Here is an 18321-nt window from a genome sequence, read left to right on the forward strand (position 1 = left end):
AGACCCCTGGAAGACGACCAGGTTGATAGGTTCGAGGTGGAAGCGCAGCAATGCGTGCAGCTGACGAATACTAATCGGTCGAGGGCTTATCCTAACGTTTAAGTTCGCAAGAGCTTAAACAAAACACAGCTAAAGTGTTGAGTTTCGTATCCAGTTTTCAGGGTGTACCGCCTTGAATGTTTGGTGGCGATGGCGGAAGGGAACCACGCGTACCCATCCCGAACACGACCGTTAAGCCTTCCAGCGCCGATGGTACTTGGACCGCAGGGTCCTGGGAGAGTAGGACGTCGCCAAGCACGAATGACCGACCACAGTGATGTGGTCGGTTTTTTGTTGTTCCAGCGCTTGGGTGGTACTTTCTTGAAATCACCCTGCGTCCGAAGCAACATCCCAAAACGTTTGATTCAGGGTGAATGCGTTAAGTTGCCCCAGCTTTTCTATTGTCTGTCTCCCCGCGTAACCGATGCCTACCTTGGATGAATCTCCTTGACACAGGAGCATGGCTTTTCGTCCATACTACTGAGCAACGTCGACGGGAGGTGGTTGAACCATGCTACGATCCTTACGCACGCTAACCTTGCTGTGCGTCGCATTTATTCTTATGTTATCCACTGGATGCAGCTTGCCAGCCAAGCGCAATGAAACGGTTTTGCCTAAAGCGGCTGAACGAGGGGCCGAGAAAACGTTGGACTTGAAACAGGAGCCATTATTAAAAAGACAATCGCACATGAATCGACCTTCCATAAAGATGAAGACATTGCCGCAAGCGATGCCGACAATTGCGCGCACCACTAATACGCAGCCTGTGCGGGGCATATACGTTTCGGGTTGGGTAGCCGGAGACCCTGGACGCATGGCAAAGTTAATTCGGCTTATCGACAAGACGGACTTGAACGCGATGGTCATCGATGTCAAAAATGATTATGGTAATTTGACTTATAAATCCAATGTACCCGAAGTAAAAACGATCAAAGCCGACGCCGGTCCTCCGATTGCCAACATCCGGTCTTTGCTGAAGCAGCTGCGGGCAAAACATATCTATACAATAGGCCGCGTCGTGGCCTTTAAAGATCCTTATTATGCCCGGATGCGGCCTTCGCAGGCGCTTCAGCGTAAGACCGGCGGGGTCTGGCGGGATGCGAAGGGCGTAGCTTGGCTTGATCCATACCAAGCGCGGACACGTGAGTATAACATCGCAATTGCGAAAGAAGCGGCTAATCTTGGGTTTGATGAGATTCAGTTCGACTATGTACGTTTTCCGGACAATGGCGCGAAAGTCAATCGACAGGTTCGGTTCGCACCTACGGGAGGACGAAGCAAAGCAGCTATTATTGGTACGTTCTTACGAGAAGCGAGACATGGCATCAAGCCGACGGGAGCCAAGTTATCCGTTGACGTGTTCGGATTGGTCACTTCTTCGACCGACGACATGGGCATCGGTCAGACGTGGAGAGAGATTGCGGGTACGGTCGATGTGATTTCGCCGATGACATATCCTTCGCATTACTCGTCCGGTATGTATGGCATTAAGGCGCCTGATCTTCACCCCTCCGCCGTCATTAAGCAGGCGATGAAAGACGCGAAACGACAAAACGAACAGATTCGGCAAATTGGCCGGAAACCGGCTCAGATACGCCCTTGGCTGCAGAGTTTTACGGCCACATGGATAGAGCCTCATCAACAATACGGAGTGAACCAAGTACGTGCGCAAGTGCTGGCTGCACAGAAGCAGGGCATCCATGAATTTTTGCTGTGGAGTTCGAATTGCAAATATGATTATCGTTCTTGATTTCGACAAAAATGCCTGTTCGGACTTATCTTGACAGCCTAATACCCCTCTGCTAAAATTGCAACAATATACGTGAGTGGCTATATTTTTTAGGGATTTTTTATTTCGGATGAAGCAAAGGGAGGAACATACTCGTGTGGGAAACCAAATTCGCCAAAGAAGGACTGACCTTCGATGACGTACTGCTCGTACCTCGCCGATCGGAGGTACTGCCGCGTGAAGTCGACGTATCGGTTCAATTGAGCGCTGACGTGAAGCTCAATATCCCGCTGTTCAGCGCAGGGATGGATACGGTAACGGAGGCTGCTTTGGCGATTGCAATGGCGCGGGAAGGCGGCATCGGAATCATCCATAAGAACATGTCGGTCGCGCAGCAAGCGGAAGAAGTCGATCGCGTTAAGCGTTCGGAAAGCGGCGTTATTACGAATCCGTTCTCGCTGACACCGGATCATCACGTTTACGATGCGGAAGAATTAATGGGCAAATATCGGATCTCGGGCGTGCCGGTTGTAGACGAGAACCAGAAGCTCGTCGGCATTATCACGAATCGCGATTTGCGCTTCATTCATGACTACTCGATGAAAATCAGCGAAGTCATGACTCGCACCGATTTGGTTACCGCACCAGTAGGAACGACGCTGGAACAAGCGGAAGTTCTGCTCCAGAAGCATAAAATCGAGAAGCTCCCTCTCGTGGATGAGACGAACACGCTGAAAGGTCTCATTACCATTAAAGATATCGAGAAGGCAATCCAGTTCCCGAATGCGGCCAAAGACCGTCACGGTCGTCTGCTTTGCGGCGCGGCGGTTGGCATCGCGAAGGATACGCTTGAGCGGACAGAAGCGCTCGTGCAAGCCGGCGTGGACGTACTCGTCATTGATACGGCGCACGGTCACCACCAGAATGTGACGGGAATGGTGAAGAAAGTACGTGCTGCTCATCCGAATCTGACGATCGTGGCCGGTAACGTCGCGACAGGCGAAGCGACGCGCGATCTGATCGAAGCAGGGGCATCCGTCATCAAAGTCGGCATGGGACCTGGCTCGATCTGTACAACACGGATTATCGCCGGTATTGGCGTACCGCAAATCACGGCCATCTATGATTGCGCATCCGCAGCGCGCGAGTACAATATTCCGGTTATCGCAGATGGCGGAATTAAATATTCCGGCGACGTAACGAAAGCGATCGCGGCTGGCGCAAGCGCGATAATGATCGGCAGCTTGTTCGCGGGTACGGAAGAAAGCCCGGGCGAATTCGAGATTTACCAGGGTCGTCGCTTCAAAGTTTACCGCGGCATGGGTTCCATCGGCGCGATGAAGGAAGGCAGCAAGGACCGTTACTTCCAAGAGAACGAGAACAAGCTCGTTCCGGAAGGCATCGAGGGCCGCGTGGCATACAAAGGACCGCTTGCCGATACCGTACACCAGCTGATCGGCGGTCTCCGCTCCGGTATGGGTTACTGCGGCACGAAGAACATCGAGGAACTGAAGAACGACACGTCCTTCATCCGCATCACGAACGCGGGTCTGCGCGAGAGCCATCCGCATGACGTCCAAATCACGAAAGAAGCGCCGAACTACTCGCTTTAATACCTGATATGAGCTTGTTGTCTCTTCCATGATATATTGCACAGCGCGTACCATTGTGGTGCGCGTTGTTTTTTTATTATAGAAGGGACAACAATTTGGCTAAGCAACGGAGAGTCTCTAATCACGAAGTCGTCCCCGGCTTCGAGTGCGAATAGTGGACCATTCAAAGCTCATCTGGTTTTCCTTCCATATGAACTGGGAGCATAGCCCTGCCTGGCTTTTTCGGGTACGAGGGATGTGTTACAATAATGCGTGAACAAATAAATGGGAGAAGAGGAGAGATACGTTGAAACGCAACCGAAAGCCGGCACGGTTGGTGCCGGTGATGTCCGCAATGTTGGCTGTTTGGGTACTCTTAATGACACTGGGTTCCACCTCGGTTATGGCAGCAGGAGAAAGCACGAACTCATCGAATACATCGGATTCGCTTGGACTGAACGCGGAGGCCGCGATCCTGATTGATGCCGCAACAGGTCAGGTGCTGTACGAGAAGAACGCGGATGAAGTCCGTCCGCCCGCGAGCATGACGAAGATGATGTCGGAGTATATCATCCTTGAAGAAATCAAATCCGGACGGCAATCGTGGGATACGATGGTCACGGCCAACGCCGAAGCGGCGGCGGTTCCTGCCGACGGGTCGCAGATCTATCTGGCCGAAGGCGATCAGCATCCGCTGAAGGATATGTACATCGCAATGGCGGTCGGTTCAGCGAACGATGCGACGATCGCGCTGGCGGGGCATATTGCCGGTTCGGAGCAAGCGTTCGTGGCGAAGATGAACGAGACGGCGAAGAGCTTGGGCCTTACGACGGCGAACTTCACGAGCGCGACCGGTCTTGCCGACACGACGGTCATTTCCGCGAGGGATTTGGCTAAGTTCGCGAAGATCTTGCTGGATACGCACCCGGAATTTTTGGACTACTCGAAAATCTCTACATATAAGTTCCGCGAACGCGACGAGAAACCGATGGTCAACTGGAACTGGATGCTGGAGGCGCACAAAACAAATCCGGAAACGCCAAGCATCGCGCAGTTCGCGTATACAGGTGTGGACGGTATGAAGACCGGCTATATCAGTGCCGCCGGATACTGCTTCACGGGAACGGTCAAACAAGGCGATCTGCGCCTCATCTCCGTTGTTATGGGTACGGAATCGCAGAAAGCGCGTTTCCGCGAGACGGCCAAATTGTACGACTATGGCTTCGCGAATTTCGAGCGCAAAACCGTCGTGCAGCCGAATGCGGTTGTAGAAAAAGCGGAGACGGTCACAATAAAGAAAGGCAAGTCCAAGTCGGTGCCGGTGGCGACGAAATCCGGCGTGTCGTTCTTGGTGAAGAAAGGCGCGACGCCTGCGGTCGAACAAACGAAGCTCATGCTTCTGCCGGAAGACCAGCTGGTGGCGCCGATCAAGAAGGATCAGAAGGTCGGAACGGTCACGTATGCGTATAAGGATCCGGCTACGGGCAAGGCATTAGAGTCGACGGTCGATCTGATCGCGACGGCGGACGTCGAGAAGGCAGGCTGGTTCCGCCTCATGATGCGGGCGATCGGCGACTTCTTCTCCGGCTTGTTCCAAGGCATCGTGGATCTGTTCTAATTGCAACCCAATTAGTATGAATAGTGGTTGTCGATTAAGGCGCGATGCTGTAAAATTATTGGTTAGAATTAGTACGGCATTTTGCTGAATAACGGGAGGCTTTTAACAATGGAAACAGGTACTTTCCGCGTTAAACGCGGCATGGCTGAAATGCAAAAAGGCGGCGTCATCATGGACGTTATGAACGCCGAGCAAGCGAAAATCGCGGAAGCGGCAGGCGCGACGGCGGTTATGGCGCTGGAACGCGTACCGTCGGACATCCGCGCGACAGGCGGCGTAGCCCGTATGGCGGACCCGACGATCCTGGAAGAAGTCATGAAAGTAACGACGATTCCGGTTATGGCCAAAGCCCGTATCGGTCACTTCGTGGAAGCAAAGGTGCTGGAAGCGCTGGGCGCGGACTACATCGACGAGAGCGAAGTGCTGACGCCGGCGGATGAAGTATTCCATATCGACAAGCGCGACTTCACGGTTCCGTTCGTGTGCGGCGCGAAAGATCTGGGCGAAGCGCTCCGCCGTATTCAAGAAGGCGCGGCAATGCTGCGTACGAAAGGCGAGCCGGGAACGGGCAACATCGTGGAAGCCGTTCGCCATCTTCGCTTGATTAACGGTCAAATTCGTAAAGTACAGAACCTTTCGAAGGACGAACTGTACGCGGAAGCGAAGAACCTGGGCGTATCCTATGACCTGCTGCTCGGCGTGCATGAGTCGGGCAAATTGCCGGTCGTTAACTTCGCGGCAGGCGGCGTAGCAACGCCATCCGACGCGGCGCTGATGATGCACCTGGGCGCAGACGGCGTATTCGTCGGCTCTGGCATTTTCAAATCCGACAATCCGGAGAAATTCGCCCGTGCCATCGTAGAGGCAACGACGCATTACCAAGATTACAAGCTGATCGCGGAAGTGTCCAAGAACCTGGGTACGCCGATGAAAGGCATCGAGATCTCGAAGCTCGACGCGACGCAGCGCATGCAGGATCGCGGCTGGTAATCCGTATCTAGCGAGATAGCTGCTTATACCCATAGCACACAGGCAACCGGAAAGAAGGCGTGGACGAGATGAAAATTGGCGTATTGGCGCTCCAAGGAGCCGTTGCGGAGCATATTCGGAGCATTGAAGCGGCAGGCGGCGAAGCCGTCGCCGTCAAACGGGTCGAACAATTGGACGAGCTGGACGGCTTAATCATCCCGGGCGGCGAAAGCACGACGATCGGCAAACTGATGCGGAAATACGATTTTCTCGATGCCATTCGGCAGTTCTCCGCGGACGGCAAACCGATTTTCGGCACATGCGCCGGTCTGATCGTCCTTGCCAAACGCATTGAAGGACAAGAGGAAGCGCATCTGGAGCTGATGGACATGACCGTTGCCCGCAACGCGTTCGGCCGTCAGCGGGAGAGCTTCGAGACGGATTTGCCGGTCAAGGGAATCGACGAGCCGGTGCGCGCCGTCTTCATTCGGGCGCCGCTGATCAAGGAAGTCGCGCCGGAAGTCGATGTGCTGTCGACGTACAATGGCGAGATCGTGACGGCGCGTCAAGGTCACTTATTGGCCTCTTCCTACCACCCGGAGCTCACCGACGACTATGCGCTTCATGCTTATTTTCTTCGCATGGCGAAAGAAGCGGCTTCGGTGAAGCGGTAAAAGCAGAAGACTGCGGATGACGCAGTCTTCTTTTTCGACATATAGGAAAGTATAGTTTCACAATTATACTTCAGCCTCTATGTCACGATCGCTGAATGCTGCATTCCCAGTCTTCGGATTGGGAACGCAAACCAATCAGCTTCAGGATCGCTGAATGCTGCATTCCCAATCTTCGGATTGGGAACGCAAACCAATCAGCTTCTGTATACGGATGTTAAATGCGTCAATGCTGAAGGATATTCGGATGCGCAGGAACAAGGAATGAACGACATAGCGAATAGAGAGGGGCTCATCTATCGTGTTGGATGTAAAATTGCTTAGAAATGATTTTGGCCAAGTCGAGCAGGCGCTGCGCAAACGCGGCAAATCGCTGGACTTGATCGCGGGCTTCCCGGCGCTTGATACGAAGCGCAGAGAGGTCATTCAAGAGACCGAGACGCTGAAGGCGCGCCGTAACACGGTGTCGCAAGAGGTGGCCAAGCTGAAGAAGAGCGGCGAGAACGCGGACGCGCTGATCGAAGAGATGCGTCAAGTCGGCGATCGCATCAAGGAGCTGGACGAGTCGCTTCGCGTGATGGATGAGGAAGTCGACGCGCTCACGCTGTCCATCCCGAACATCCCGAACGAAAGCGTGCCGATCGGCGCATCGGAGGCTGACAACGTAGAGATTCGCCGTATCGGCGACGTGCCGTCCTTCGATTTCGAGCCGAAGGCGCATTGGGACATCGCGCAACAGCTGGGGATGCTGGATTTCGAAACGGCGGCGAAGGTTACAGGCTCGCGGTTCGTGTTCTACCGGGGGATGGGCGCACGTTTGGAACGCGCGCTAATCAACTTCATGATGAACCTGCATAGCGACGAGCATGGCTACGAGGAAATTCTGCCGCCGTACATCGTCAACCGCGATAGTCTGGTCGGCACGGGGCAGCTGCCGAAGTTCGAAGAGGATCTGTTCAAACTGACGGACTCCGACTACTACCTCATTCCGACGGCAGAGGTACCGGTAACGAACATGCACCGCGACGAGATCCTCGACGTGTCGGACCTGCCGAAGCACTACGTGGCCTATAGCGCATGTTTCCGTTCAGAAGCAGGCTCTGCCGGCCGCGATACGCGCGGTCTGATCCGCCAGCACCAATTCAACAAGGTGGAGTTGGTCAAGCTCTCCCTGCCTGAGACGTCGTATGACGAGCTCGAGAAGATGACGGCGAACGCCGAACGCGTGCTGCAGCTGCTCGGTCTTCCATACCGCGTGCTGGCCCTCTGCACGGGCGATATGGGCTTCTCCGCGGCGAAGACGTACGATCTGGAAGTATGGCTGCCTAGCGGCGGCACGTACCGCGAAATTTCGTCGTGTTCGAACGTCGAGGACTTCCAAGCGCGCCGCGCGGGCATTCGTTTCCGCCGCGAGCCGAAGAGCAAGCCGGAATACGTGCACACGCTGAACGGGTCAGGTCTGGCCGTCGGCCGTACGCTGGCTGCAATCCTGGAGAACTATCAGCAGGCTGACGGTTCGGTGATCGTGCCGGAAGCGCTCCGTCCATATATGGGCGGTCTAGAAGTACTGAAACCATAAACCGTTACCCGCAAAATTGTTGCCCAGGTCAAAAATGGAGTTGCTTATCGTTTTTGGCCTGTGGTACAATTCATTTTGTCCCCTTTGATGGCGACATCTTGTGATACGGAGAGGTACCGAAGCGGTCATAACGGGGCGGTCTTGAAAACCGTTAGAGCGCAAGCTCACGTGGGTTCGAGTCCCACCCTCTCCGCCAGTTTATAACGCAGCACGCCCCGGCCATTGCCGGGGCGTTTTTTTGATTTGAATTCTAAGAAGCTTCGCGTGTATACATGAGCTTGTAATTCTCCGGAATGAAACGCGCCTCTCCGCTAAAGACGGAGACAGCCGTTTCACCTTGTGCGCGCAGACTGCCTTTTCGCGAGTATAAAAGGCGCGTCCCCACCGCATATTATCGTCATGGAGGTGGGAAGCAGTATGTCCAAACAAGATAAACTTCGCATTGATCAGCAGCAGCTCGTAGCGGCTTGGGAGCGTACGCTGCCGACGACGATTAACGAGGCGGATCGGGCGATCGTCAAAGCCGACGAAGCCAGCGAGAATACGCTGCGCATTACGATTCATACAGCCGGCCATCAGATGTATAGCTTCGATTACAGCGTGACCTATGTGGACAGCCGCGAGGTTAAGGTGCAGCTGATCGACGTGGAACGGGACGGCCGTTCGATCGACGAGCGGACGGATATCATCCAGCAACTGGTGCAGGATTACACGCGCCATATTCACGAATGCGCCCAGGCGCTGCATGAGTTGACGCACGCGTAGCATTTGGAGACGCAGGAACCCGGCAACGATCTTATGAGGATCAAGAAGGAAGGTGCAACCGATGTCCAAAGCGAAAGGCACGGCGGATAAAAATTTGACGAACGTGGTGGAGAGTCTTGATCAAGGTGCGGTTAACAGCCATCACGCGCAGCAGCTGAACCAAGACAAGAACGACCGTCGCCATCAGGATGCGCTGAACCATGATCAGCCGACAGATTTGACCAACCAACGTAGCTAGCAAGCATCCATTGAGAACGGGATCCAGAAAGGAGAGCTGACGATGAGCAAACCGCGTTCGGTTCCGGTGAACGGTTCGGAGAACGAGCATCAAGTAAGCAAGGCGGAGGCTGGCCGCTCCGGCGGTCAGGAGCCGCTGTCCGGATCGAAGAAAACGAAGAACGAGAACCACTCCCGCCATAATAACGGTGAAGGCTAAGCTTCTCCGACCCGGCAAAGTCCCTGCTTGTTCCTCGCAAAAGGAACATCGCAGGGATTTTTTAAATAATTTTTACAGAAATCCCCTTCCCGTCGCGCCCCGATTCGTTTAAAATAGGAGGGCTTGCGTTACCCGCGCGGCAGAACAAAAGGGAGGATACCAACCTACATGAATCGATTGAAATTTGTTTTACCGATGCTGCTCGCTGCACTTATGTTGATCGTATCCGGCTGTAGCGCCAGCAAGTCTCCGAAAGAAGACATTGTTACGGCGCTGGCCAAAATGCAGGATCTGAAGTCATACAGCTTCAAAGGCGAACTGGGCTTCGACGAACTAACTCTGCCGGAGAGCATGAGCACGGAAGATGCGCAGGCGGCCGCCATGGTCTCCAGCCTGCTGAAGGGCGCGTCGGTCACGTTCCGCGGCAATACCCAGACCGAGCCGATGCGCACGGAACTGACGATGGACATGAAGCTCGGCGGAGAAGGCATGAGCTTCAACATTAGCTTCCCGATGATCGTGACGCAAGAGAAAATGTGGATCAAAATCCCGCAGATTCCGATATTCCCGATGCCGGAGGAACTGACGGGCAAATTCGTCGAGATCGATATGAAGAAGCTGGCGGAAGAGCAAGGCCAAGATCTGAAGTCGTTGGACACGGCCGCTACGCAGCAGATGGTTCAAGAGATGACGAAGACGCTCATGGACAACTTCGACGAGAAAACCTACTTCAGCGAAGTGAAGGCCGCCGACGTGAAGGGGCTGCCGGAGGATCTGAAGGACGAGAAGCTGATCCGTTTCGCCATTACGCCGGATAACTTCGAGCAAGCGATCACGACGATCGTGGAGAAGGTCGCGCCGCAGTGGATCGATGCGCTGCTGAAGAACGAATCGTATTTGACGGCGCTTGGCCTCACGAAGGAAGACTTGGAGACAGCGAAGAAGGAATTGGAAGGCACGGAAGAAGGCGAGATTAAGCAAGGCATCGAGGAAATCAAGAAGGGCCTCAAAATCAACGAGCTCAGCGTAACGGGCGCGGTGAAAGACGACTATCTCGTATACCAAAACCTGATTGCGAACGTGGATGTGACAAGCGAAGGCGAGACGATGAAATTCGGCATGCACTTCGACTCGAGCTACGACCAAATCAACAAGGACGTGAAGTTCGAATACGAGCTTCCGACCGATGCGGTACCGATGGAAGAACTGGAATCGCTGTTGTTTGGCGGCGAGCCCGCGCTATAGGTTGACCGGAAGAAGCACCTCCCTAGGCGGAGGTGCTTTTTGCTGTCCAGGCAGCGTGAGGGAAGCAAAGCTTGAGCGTTTATCCACATGTGCGTAACATTACGCGCGGATCGAAGGCCGATGCCGGGACCGGGGATAGTGGGGAAAAACCTGTGGGTTTGTGGATAGAGATGCGAGCCAAGGATGTGGGGATGTGCAGCGATAACGCAAATACCCTGCTCCCGTAAGGAAGAAGGGTATCGGCTGAAGCTGTTATGCCCGAAGGTCGATGCGCTGCCCCAAATGCGGCTGCACGCTCTGCTGCATCGCTTGGAGGAGACCTTCGTTTTGCGAGACGGCCGTCTCCTTGGCCATCTTCAGGACGCTGATGCCGACGGCTTGGCCGAGCTTCATCTGGGACAAGCTCATGGACAGCATGGCGATATCCATCGTCGCTTCCTCCTTCTATACTGGCAGGATACTCCTAATATCGGTAATTGAAGGCGTGGATTGAATGGTTATGGGGAATAAATCCTGATTCGTTCCCGAACATAAGAAAAACCCTTGATCGACAAGGGTTCATGGGTTCATATCGTGGCGCGCCCGAGAGGATTTGAACCTCCGACCTGCAGTTTAGGAAACTGTCGCTCTATCCTGCTGAGCTACGGGCGCGCGGTTCCATTATTTTAGCATAGACGGCTCGTACGCTGCAACATACGCGGAGCTTAGTGCGGATCTACAGCGACAATGGCATACAGCGATATACACAGGTTGTACCGCTAACCGAAGAGGCGACCCGCACGCGTAAAGTACCTGCTTTATAGACTATTATAGCGCGAAAATCACGTTGCGAACGGTCCATCCGAACCATTAGTGGACCTGATATAGATCATAATGCCTGAAAAAATGTAGATAACTGTCGAAAATAACTCTAATAAACAGCTAGTCTATCGACAAGAAACTACAAAAAACTAAGCTCTCGGCGCGTATAATTATAAGCGTTACTGATTGTAACCTTTGATGCGAATGGAGCGAACTGCACGCGACATGAAAGACAAAATACAACTACTGGATGAGCTCCATGCGCTTCGCGTCAAACTCCAGCATCTTGCGGAGGCGCGAGGGAGCCTGACGGATCCGGACGTTCTTGCGGCAAGCGAAGCAGCGGATGAGCTGATCGTGGATCTGCAGCGCATACAGAAAGAAGAGCTGACTAGAGGGCGGGCAAGTTATCGGCCGTTCCCTTCGGAATAGGAAACACTAGATGCGCCTTCTCAGCTTACGGAAGAAATTTGTGAGCAGAGCGGCGCATTCTTCTTGCAGGACGCCGCTGACCATCTCGGTCTCGTGGTTGAACCTAGGCTCCTGCAGCAAATTCATCAGCGTGCCCGCACAACCGGCTTTCGGGTCGGTCGTGCCGTACACGACCTTGTGGATACGGCTTTGGACAAGCGCGCCGGCGCACATCGGGCAGGGCTCCAATGTCACGTACAGCGTGCAGCCCATAAGCCGCCAAGCCCCTAGGTGCGTGCTGGCTTCGCGGATGGCGACCATTTCGGCATGAGCCGTCGGATCGGCGGTCGTCTCGCGCAGATTGTGCCCCCGGCCGATGACGACGCCGTCTTTGACGATAACGGCGCCAATCGGTACTTCGCCGATGGCTTCGGCTTTCCGGGCTTCTTCAATGGCCTCTTGCATCCAGCGTTGATCTTCTTCGCGTACAAACATCATAGGTATCCTCCGTCATTGTAGGCTATATGGTGCAATGGCTATTTTCGACAACTTGAGGTTGTCGTTTTCGCTCGAATTATGCTACGAACAAATATTCGTTGTTAACAGGTTGTGCATAATTTTGTGGATAAGTCGGATATTGTACACATTATTATCCCCATTTTATTCAGTCAGCATGTGTATAGAGTGGATAACTTGTGGATAATATGCTCGATTTCTCGTCTAATCCACCGAAAAGGACATGCAAGTGCGGATAAATCGGCGATCAAACAAAAGTTATACCCGGTTCATCCGGGAGGTCTGGGGATGGGCGTTATCTCGCTTGCTCATCCACGTACGGTCTTATTGAAAAGGGGTTGTCGCACATTGTCAGTCAAGACAAAGCTCACCTGCATTATCTCGTTCATCGTGTTCGTGCTGCTTATCCTCAATGTGATTTTGAACGAATATTCGACACGGGTCAACCTGCGAGCCAAAGCGGAGGCGGAAATCGCGCGCATCGCCGAGCAAATTACGTCCTCCGTCGATCGGTATAATAACGGCATCCGGCTAATCGATATTACGATGCAGGAGAAGTTAAAAGCGACTTCGACAGCCGTATCCGCTTTGCTCGACCAGTCCGCGGACCGTATCCGCCCGGAGGAGCTTCGTGCACTGACCGACCGGCTGGAACTGGCCGAGATTACGATTCTGCTGCCGAACGGGCAAGGGCAATATGCGATCGGGCCGTCTTCCGCGGCGAATCCAAGCGCGTTTGCAAGCCCGGTGTGGACGGCGAATCCGTCTCGAATCGAGGTGCTAGCGCAATCGGGAAGCGAGCCGCTGATCGGTTCAAGCGCGCCGCCGAGTTACAAAGACGTACATACGGGAGAGAGTTGGAGTTATACCTACAGCTCCGAGCATGATTTTATCATCAGCTGCAAAGTCGTCGATCCATTAGGAGATCGTTATGCGAGAGCCATGGGTCCGGAAGCTGTCATCTCGGTTATGATGGCGGATAATCCGGAGATACTGGAGATATCCGGCTTCGAGGCTCCGCGGAACGACCGCGAAGGAGCGGGTGCTATCGCGCCGGTATTCGGCGAATATACGTACGCGGATGAGGAAGATTCCGACCGAATCGCGGCTGCCGCGAAAGAGACGCCGATCTACCGGGATGCCGAACTGCGAGGAAGCCGGGTCATCAAGGGATATTTCGATACGAATGCGGCGGACGGCTTCGTGCTTGGAGTCGTATATGATAAGGCGCCCATGATGGAGCAGGTGATGGAGCAGCGCGTCACGCAAATTTGGATCGCCGTCTTCCTGCTGCTTATTCTGGTGATCGGCAGCTATTGGATCGCCGGGGTTCTCATGCGGCCGATCAACGACGTGCTGTGGAAAATCAATGAGGTATCATTCGGCCGGTTTGATGATGCGATTCAAGTCAACCGCAAGGACGAATTCGGTCAGCTCGCGAATCGCGTAAACGCCATGAGCAAGAACTTAAGCGTCTACACGGCGAAGCTAAAGGTGTCGTTCGAAGATAATCGCTCGATGAAAGAGTACTTGGAGTCGTTCATTAACCATACGACCGATGCCATCCACGTAGTGGATTTGGAAGGACGCATTCTGCAAGTGAACCGCGCGTTCGAGCGCATGTTCGGCTATCCGGCCGACGAGGCGGTCGGACGAACGCTGCCGCTCGTGCCGGAACACCTGCTCGGCGAAGAGCAGGAAGCGCTGAACTGGCTGAAATCGGGACGGCTGCTAAATACGCGGGAGACGGTCAGGGTCACGAAGAGCGGCGAGTGGATCGAAGTGAGCATCACGACATCCCCGATACGCGATCAACATGGCGACTTGAGCGCGCTGGCCAGCATCACGCGGGATGTCACCAGCCGCAACAAGATGGAAGAGCTGCTGCGCCGGTCGGAGAAACTGACGACGGTCGGTCAATTGGCCGCCGGCGTCGCGCACGAAATCCGTAATCCGCTTACCACGCTGCGCGGGTTCCTCCAGCTCCAGCAGGAGACCGGTAAACATAACAGCCGCCATATTGATATTATGTTGTCCGAGTTGGATCGGATTAACCTGATCGTCGGCGAATTTCTCATTCTGGCCAAGCCGCAGGCGACCCGATTCGAGACGAAGGACGTGCGGTACGTGTTCGGCGACGTGATTTCGCTGCTCGACAGCCAGGCGCATCTGTGCGACATTATGTTTAAGATCGATTTTACGACCGACACGTGCATTATCGCCTGCGAAGAGAATCAGCTGAAGCAGGTGTTCATCAACGTGCTGAAGAATGCGATCGAAGCGATGCCCGAAGGCGGGGAAATCACGATACGTATCGCCCGCGCCGACGCTCGTAACGTCACCGTGACGATCATCGACCAAGGCATTGGCATTCCGGAAGAGATGATCCCGAAGCTGGGCGATCCGTTCTTCACCGGCAAAGAGACCGGAACGGGATTAGGCCTCATGGTGAGTCAGCGCATTATTCAGAGCCATCATGGCGCGCTCGACATCGCGAGCGCGGTGGGCATCGGAACTACGGTGACGATCACGCTGCCGCTCGGCGAGCAACCGAACGTGCCAGGCGAGGGCGAGGGTTCGCACAATCGTGTACAATAGATGAAAGGTGCGTTGCGCATGAGGAAGGACGAATCGCAACAAACAGGCGGCGGCGCGACTACAGCCCCTTACAGCGCCCTCGTCGTAGGCGCGACGGGGCTGGTAGGCAGCGAGCTGGTACGTCAGCTTGCGCGAGATACCAGCTGCGCGAGCGTCACGGTGCTCGTGAGAAGGCCGCTGAAGGATGCCGCGCTGCAGCAAGCTGCGGCGGACGGCCGTCTGCGCGTCATCGTGGCCGATTTGGACCGGCTGGAGGAAGCGCTGGCCGGTGTAACGGCGGATGTGGTCTACTGCGCGCTGGGGACGACGATCAAGACGGCGGGATCGCAAGAGGCGTTCCGCAAGGTCGACTTCGACTATCCCGTCCGGCTCGGCGCGTGGGCGGCGGAGCGCGGGGCGCGGATGGTCGTCGTATCGGCGATGGGCGCAAGCGCGGCCTCCCGCATCTTCTATAGCCGGGTAAAGGGCGAAATGGAGCAGACGTTGGCCGCCGAGGGACTGCAGGAGCTGCATCTGCTGCGGCCGTCGCTGCTGCTCGGTAAGCGGGGCGAATTTCGGCTTGGGGAGCGGATTGCGGTGCTGCTCACGCCGCTTGTCCGTTGGGCGCTCGTCGGACCGATGCGCAAATACCGGCCGATTACGGATCGGGAAGTGGCCTGCGCCATGCGCGCCGCGGCGGCAGGCACGGGGAAGACCGCGGCGGTCGCATCGGCTGACGGCACTTGGGTATACGAGAACGATGGGATCGCTGCAGCGGCATCCCGGATTGGCTAAGCCAGGAGGACATCAGGGTGAGGATCAACAAATTTATTAGCGAGACGGGCGTCTGCTCCAGACGGGAAGCGGACAAACTGGTCGAGTCGGGCCGCGTCACCATTAACGGCGCCGTCGCCGAGCTGGGCAGCCAGGCAGAGCTCGGCGACGATGTGCGCATTGACGGCAAGCCGATCGGCGAGCAGAAGAGCCATGTGTATATTGCATTGAATAAGCCCGTCGGCATCACGAGCACGACGGAAGAGCATGTCGGAGGGAACATCGTCGATTTCGTCGGCCATCGCGAACGGATTTTCCCGATCGGCCGATTGGACAAGGACTCCGAAGGTTTGATTCTGATGACGAACGACGGGGATATCGTCAACCGCATTTTGCGGGCGGAAGGCAAGCACGACAAAGAATACGTCGTGACCGTCGATCGGCCGATTACGCCGAAATTCGTGCAGGCCATGAGCGAAGGGGTACATATCCTCGGCAGCATGACGCTGCCGTGTACCGTCACGAAAGAGGGCGACCGCGTGTTCCGCATCATTCTCAACGAGGGCCGCAATCGCCAGATCCGGCGGATGTGCGCCGCGTTCGGCTATCAGGTGCGCAAGCTGCGCCGCGTGCGGATTATGAATATCAAGCTTGGCGCTCTGCCGACCGGCAAGTGGCGCGACTTGACGAACGAGGAACTGACCGACCTGTTCGCGCAGCTGAATTAGACTTGCACGGCGTCGTCGATGCATGAAAGAAAGAAGAAGCCCGATCTCCCTGCGTAAGACGCGGGGAGATCGGGCTTCTTGCGGTGCATACTAGGCGAAGATTAAGGCGTTACCGGTACGTCGCTGGCGTTCGCGGCATCGATATACTTCCGGATAATCGAGACTTCTACGCGACGGTTCTTCGCGCGGTTGGCGGCGGAGGTGTTGTCCTCGAGCGGACGATACTCGCCGTAACCGATCGCGCTGAAGTGGCGTGGATCCAAGCTTTTGTTGCTGAGCAGAATATCCATGAACCGGATCGCACGGGTGGAGCTCAAATCCCAGTTCGACTTGAATTCCGACGTCGAGATCGGCTGATTGTCCGTATGGCCGGAGACGACGATGTCGTAATCGTTGTAGGCGACGAGCATGTTGCCGATCGCGAAGGCGAGCTTGCGCGAATCTTGCTTGACCACCGCGCTGCCGGAAGCGAACAGGGCGTTGTCGCTGATCGTAATCATCAGCTGGGACTGGTTGAGCTTCGTGTTGAGCTGGGTCGACAAGCCGTTCGCCTTGATATAATTGTCGACCTTCTTCTTCAGGTTCTCCAGTTCTTGCTGTTCCTTCTGCTTCTGTGCTTCCCGTTCCTTGGCTGATTGCGATTGCGATGCGGCGGAAGTCGAATTGTTCTCGTCTTTGTTCTGCTTCTTGCCGTCTACGGGACCGGTCTCCATGACCGAGGTGTTATCCAGAATGCCGTTGCCGCCGTTAAGCGCGCTGTTGAACGCTTGCGCCATCTCTTCGAATTTCTTGGCATCGACCGAGCTCATTGCGAATAATACGATAAAAAGCGCGAGCAAGAGCGTCAATAAGTCGGCGTACGGAATGAGCCAGGATTCGTCGACGTGCTCCTCGTGGTGGGCGTGCTTATGCTTTTTACTCACTCGCCGCTGCTCCCTTCTGGTCCATCTTCGCACGCTCGGTCGGCGTCAGGTAGACGGACAGCTTCTGATTGATCGCCGTCGTGGATACGCCGGATTGAATGGACAGCAGCCCCTCGACCATCATCGTCTTAATCTCGACCTCGCGTTTGGACAAACGCTTCAGCTTGTTGGAAATCGGGTGACAGACGACGTAACCGACGAAGATACCAAGGAGCGTTGCGATGAAGGCACCGGCGATGGCATGCGCGAGTTTGTCCATGTCGCTCATGTCCTGCAGGGCCGCGATCAGACCGACCACGGCGCCGAGTACGCCCAGCGTCGGCGCGTACGTGCCGCCCTGTGTGAAAATTTGAGCACCGACGCGGTGGCGCTCTTCCGTAGCCGAGATATCTTCCATCAACACGTCATGAACAAGGTCCTGGTCGTTGCCGTCGATGATCATCCGCATGCCGTTACGCAAGAAACCGTCTTGAATTTCCTCGACTTTCGACTCCAGCGCAAGCAGACCTTCGCGGCGCGTTACGGATGCCCAATCCACGAACATCGTAATGAGCTCTTCGCGTTTGATCAGCTTTTGCTCCTTGAAGATCAATTTGAAGAGCGTAGGCAGTTTCATGACTTCCGCCATCGGGAATCCGATGAAGATCGTCGCGGCGGTACCGCCGAAAATGATCAGGTAGGCGGCTGGGACCATGAGGGCTCCGAGCGGCGCGCCTTTCAGCACCATACCGACAAAGATAGAGATAATCGCGAGTACGACACCGATAAGCGTTGATTTTTCCATTCCTACACCCCATCTAATATAGTATTTAAATCGTTCGCGCTATACGCTGCATGCCGCGTAAGCCGGGCCGTCCAGCGGTGGACGGTCGCTAGCAATTTGCTGACAAAAGATACGGCTTTTCGACACTATGTGCTCTATATTGTTTATCGTCAGAATCGGTACGA

The 18321-nt window shown here is 55.1% G+C and carries 18 protein-coding genes, 2 tRNA genes and 2 rRNA genes; 17 read left to right on the plus strand and 5 right to left on the minus strand.

All coding sequences use genetic code 11. The features are described from left to right. The 13 genes from BCM02_RS31090 to BCM02_RS31145 form a co-directional block, all read left to right on the plus strand. Positions 1 to 94, plus strand: a 23S ribosomal RNA gene (locus BCM02_RS31090); the annotation flags it as partial. Between the two features lie 85 nt (positions 95 to 179). Then, a 5S ribosomal RNA gene (gene rrf / locus BCM02_RS31095) occupies positions 180 to 296 on the plus strand. A gap of 254 nt (positions 297 to 550) precedes the next feature. Beyond that, positions 551 to 1789, plus strand: coding sequence for a putative glycoside hydrolase (locus BCM02_RS31100; protein ID WP_148933032.1), 1239 nt, complete (start codon positions 551 to 553; stop codon positions 1787 to 1789). Between the two features lie 134 nt (positions 1790 to 1923). Beyond that, complete coding sequence (gene guaB, locus BCM02_RS31105) at positions 1924 to 3381, plus strand: IMP dehydrogenase (protein WP_148933033.1); 1458 nt, start codon at positions 1924 to 1926, stop codon at positions 3379 to 3381. A gap of 286 nt (positions 3382 to 3667) precedes the next feature. Beyond that, positions 3668 to 4978, plus strand: a complete 1311-nt coding sequence (locus tag BCM02_RS31110; protein ID WP_246183631.1) for a D-alanyl-D-alanine carboxypeptidase family protein — start codon at positions 3668 to 3670, stop codon at positions 4976 to 4978. A gap of 108 nt (positions 4979 to 5086) precedes the next feature. Then, a complete protein-coding gene (gene pdxS / locus BCM02_RS31115) occupies positions 5087 to 5968 on the plus strand; it encodes a pyridoxal 5'-phosphate synthase lyase subunit PdxS (protein ID WP_148933034.1) in 882 nt (293 codons plus the stop codon). Positions 5969 to 6036: 68 nt separating this feature from the next. Then, a complete protein-coding gene (gene pdxT / locus BCM02_RS31120) occupies positions 6037 to 6621 on the plus strand; it encodes a pyridoxal 5'-phosphate synthase glutaminase subunit PdxT (RefSeq protein WP_148933035.1) in 585 nt (194 codons plus the stop codon). A 298-nt stretch (positions 6622 to 6919) separates the two neighbouring features. After that, positions 6920 to 8197, plus strand: a complete 1278-nt coding sequence (serS, locus tag BCM02_RS31125) for a serine--tRNA ligase (protein WP_148933036.1) — start codon at positions 6920 to 6922, stop codon at positions 8195 to 8197. 107 nt (positions 8198 to 8304) lie between these two features. Further along, positions 8305 to 8393, plus strand: a tRNA-Ser gene (locus BCM02_RS31130). Positions 8394 to 8614: 221 nt separating this feature from the next. Continuing rightward, entirely contained in the window at positions 8615 to 8962 is a 348-nt protein-coding gene (locus tag BCM02_RS31135; RefSeq protein WP_148933037.1) for a hypothetical protein, read from the plus strand. Between the two features lie 61 nt (positions 8963 to 9023). Further along, positions 9024 to 9200, plus strand: a complete 177-nt coding sequence (locus BCM02_RS35530) for a hypothetical protein (RefSeq protein ID WP_187434503.1) — start codon at positions 9024 to 9026, stop codon at positions 9198 to 9200. A gap of 42 nt (positions 9201 to 9242) precedes the next feature. Then, positions 9243 to 9398, plus strand: a complete 156-nt coding sequence (locus BCM02_RS31140; protein WP_148933038.1) for a small acid-soluble spore protein P — start codon at positions 9243 to 9245, stop codon at positions 9396 to 9398. A 168-nt stretch (positions 9399 to 9566) separates the two neighbouring features. After that, positions 9567 to 10643, plus strand: coding sequence for a hypothetical protein (locus tag BCM02_RS31145; protein ID WP_148933039.1), 1077 nt, complete (start codon positions 9567 to 9569; stop codon positions 10641 to 10643). 252 nt (positions 10644 to 10895) lie between these two features. On the opposite strand, the gene BCM02_RS31150 is transcribed toward BCM02_RS31145, so the two are convergent. Together BCM02_RS31150 and BCM02_RS31155 are read right to left on the minus strand one after the other, a co-directional pair. Next, complete coding sequence (locus BCM02_RS31150) at positions 10896 to 11072, minus strand: YjfB family protein (protein WP_148933040.1); 177 nt, start codon at positions 11070 to 11072, stop codon at positions 10896 to 10898. A 145-nt stretch (positions 11073 to 11217) separates the two neighbouring features. Then, positions 11218 to 11294: transfer RNA gene (locus tag BCM02_RS31155), tRNA-Arg, on the minus strand. A 375-nt stretch (positions 11295 to 11669) separates the two neighbouring features. Between BCM02_RS31155 and BCM02_RS31160 the strand changes: the two genes are divergently transcribed. Further along, positions 11670 to 11876 (plus strand): aspartyl-phosphate phosphatase Spo0E family protein, encoded by a 207-nt coding sequence (locus BCM02_RS31160; protein WP_148933041.1) that lies wholly within the window; start codon positions 11670 to 11672, stop codon positions 11874 to 11876. Positions 11877 to 11882: 6 nt separating this feature from the next. Here BCM02_RS31160 and tadA read toward each other — a convergent pair whose 3' ends face one another. Continuing rightward, positions 11883 to 12350 (minus strand): tRNA adenosine(34) deaminase TadA, encoded by a 468-nt coding sequence (gene tadA, locus BCM02_RS31165; RefSeq protein WP_148933122.1) that lies wholly within the window; start codon positions 12348 to 12350, stop codon positions 11883 to 11885. 369 nt (positions 12351 to 12719) lie between these two features. On the opposite strand from tadA, the gene BCM02_RS31170 reads away from it, so the two are divergent. Genes BCM02_RS31170 through rluF form a run of 3 tightly spaced genes read left to right on the plus strand, consistent with a single transcriptional unit; the run spans position 12720 to position 16450 of the window. Beyond that, the gene (locus tag BCM02_RS31170; RefSeq protein WP_246183632.1) at positions 12720 to 14969 is read left to right on the plus strand and encodes a sensor histidine kinase; all 2250 of its coding nucleotides are present in this window, start codon (positions 12720 to 12722) and stop codon (positions 14967 to 14969) included. Positions 14970 to 14987: 18 nt separating this feature from the next. Next, positions 14988 to 15743 (plus strand): NAD(P)H-binding protein, encoded by a 756-nt coding sequence (locus BCM02_RS31175; protein WP_187434504.1) that lies wholly within the window; start codon positions 14988 to 14990, stop codon positions 15741 to 15743. A 17-nt stretch (positions 15744 to 15760) separates the two neighbouring features. Beyond that, positions 15761 to 16450, plus strand: coding sequence for a 23S rRNA pseudouridine(2604) synthase RluF (rluF, locus tag BCM02_RS31180; RefSeq protein WP_148933043.1), 690 nt, complete (start codon positions 15761 to 15763; stop codon positions 16448 to 16450). Positions 16451 to 16551: 101 nt separating this feature from the next. On the opposite strand, the gene motB is transcribed toward rluF, so the two are convergent. Beyond that, positions 16552 to 17373 (minus strand): flagellar motor protein MotB, encoded by an 822-nt coding sequence (gene motB / locus BCM02_RS31185; protein WP_148933044.1) that lies wholly within the window; start codon positions 17371 to 17373, stop codon positions 16552 to 16554. Next, on the minus strand, positions 17366 to 18157 hold the full coding sequence (motA, locus tag BCM02_RS31190) for a flagellar motor stator protein MotA (RefSeq protein ID WP_148933045.1): 792 nt from the start codon (positions 18155 to 18157) through the stop codon (positions 17366 to 17368). Before motA ends, motB begins: the two co-directional genes overlap by 8 nt. Positions 18158 to 18321 lie beyond the last annotated feature (164 nt).

This window comes from Paenibacillus methanolicus, assembly GCF_008124765.1.
GTDB lineage: Bacteria > Bacillota > Bacilli > Paenibacillales > Paenibacillaceae > Paenibacillus_Z > Paenibacillus_Z methanolicus.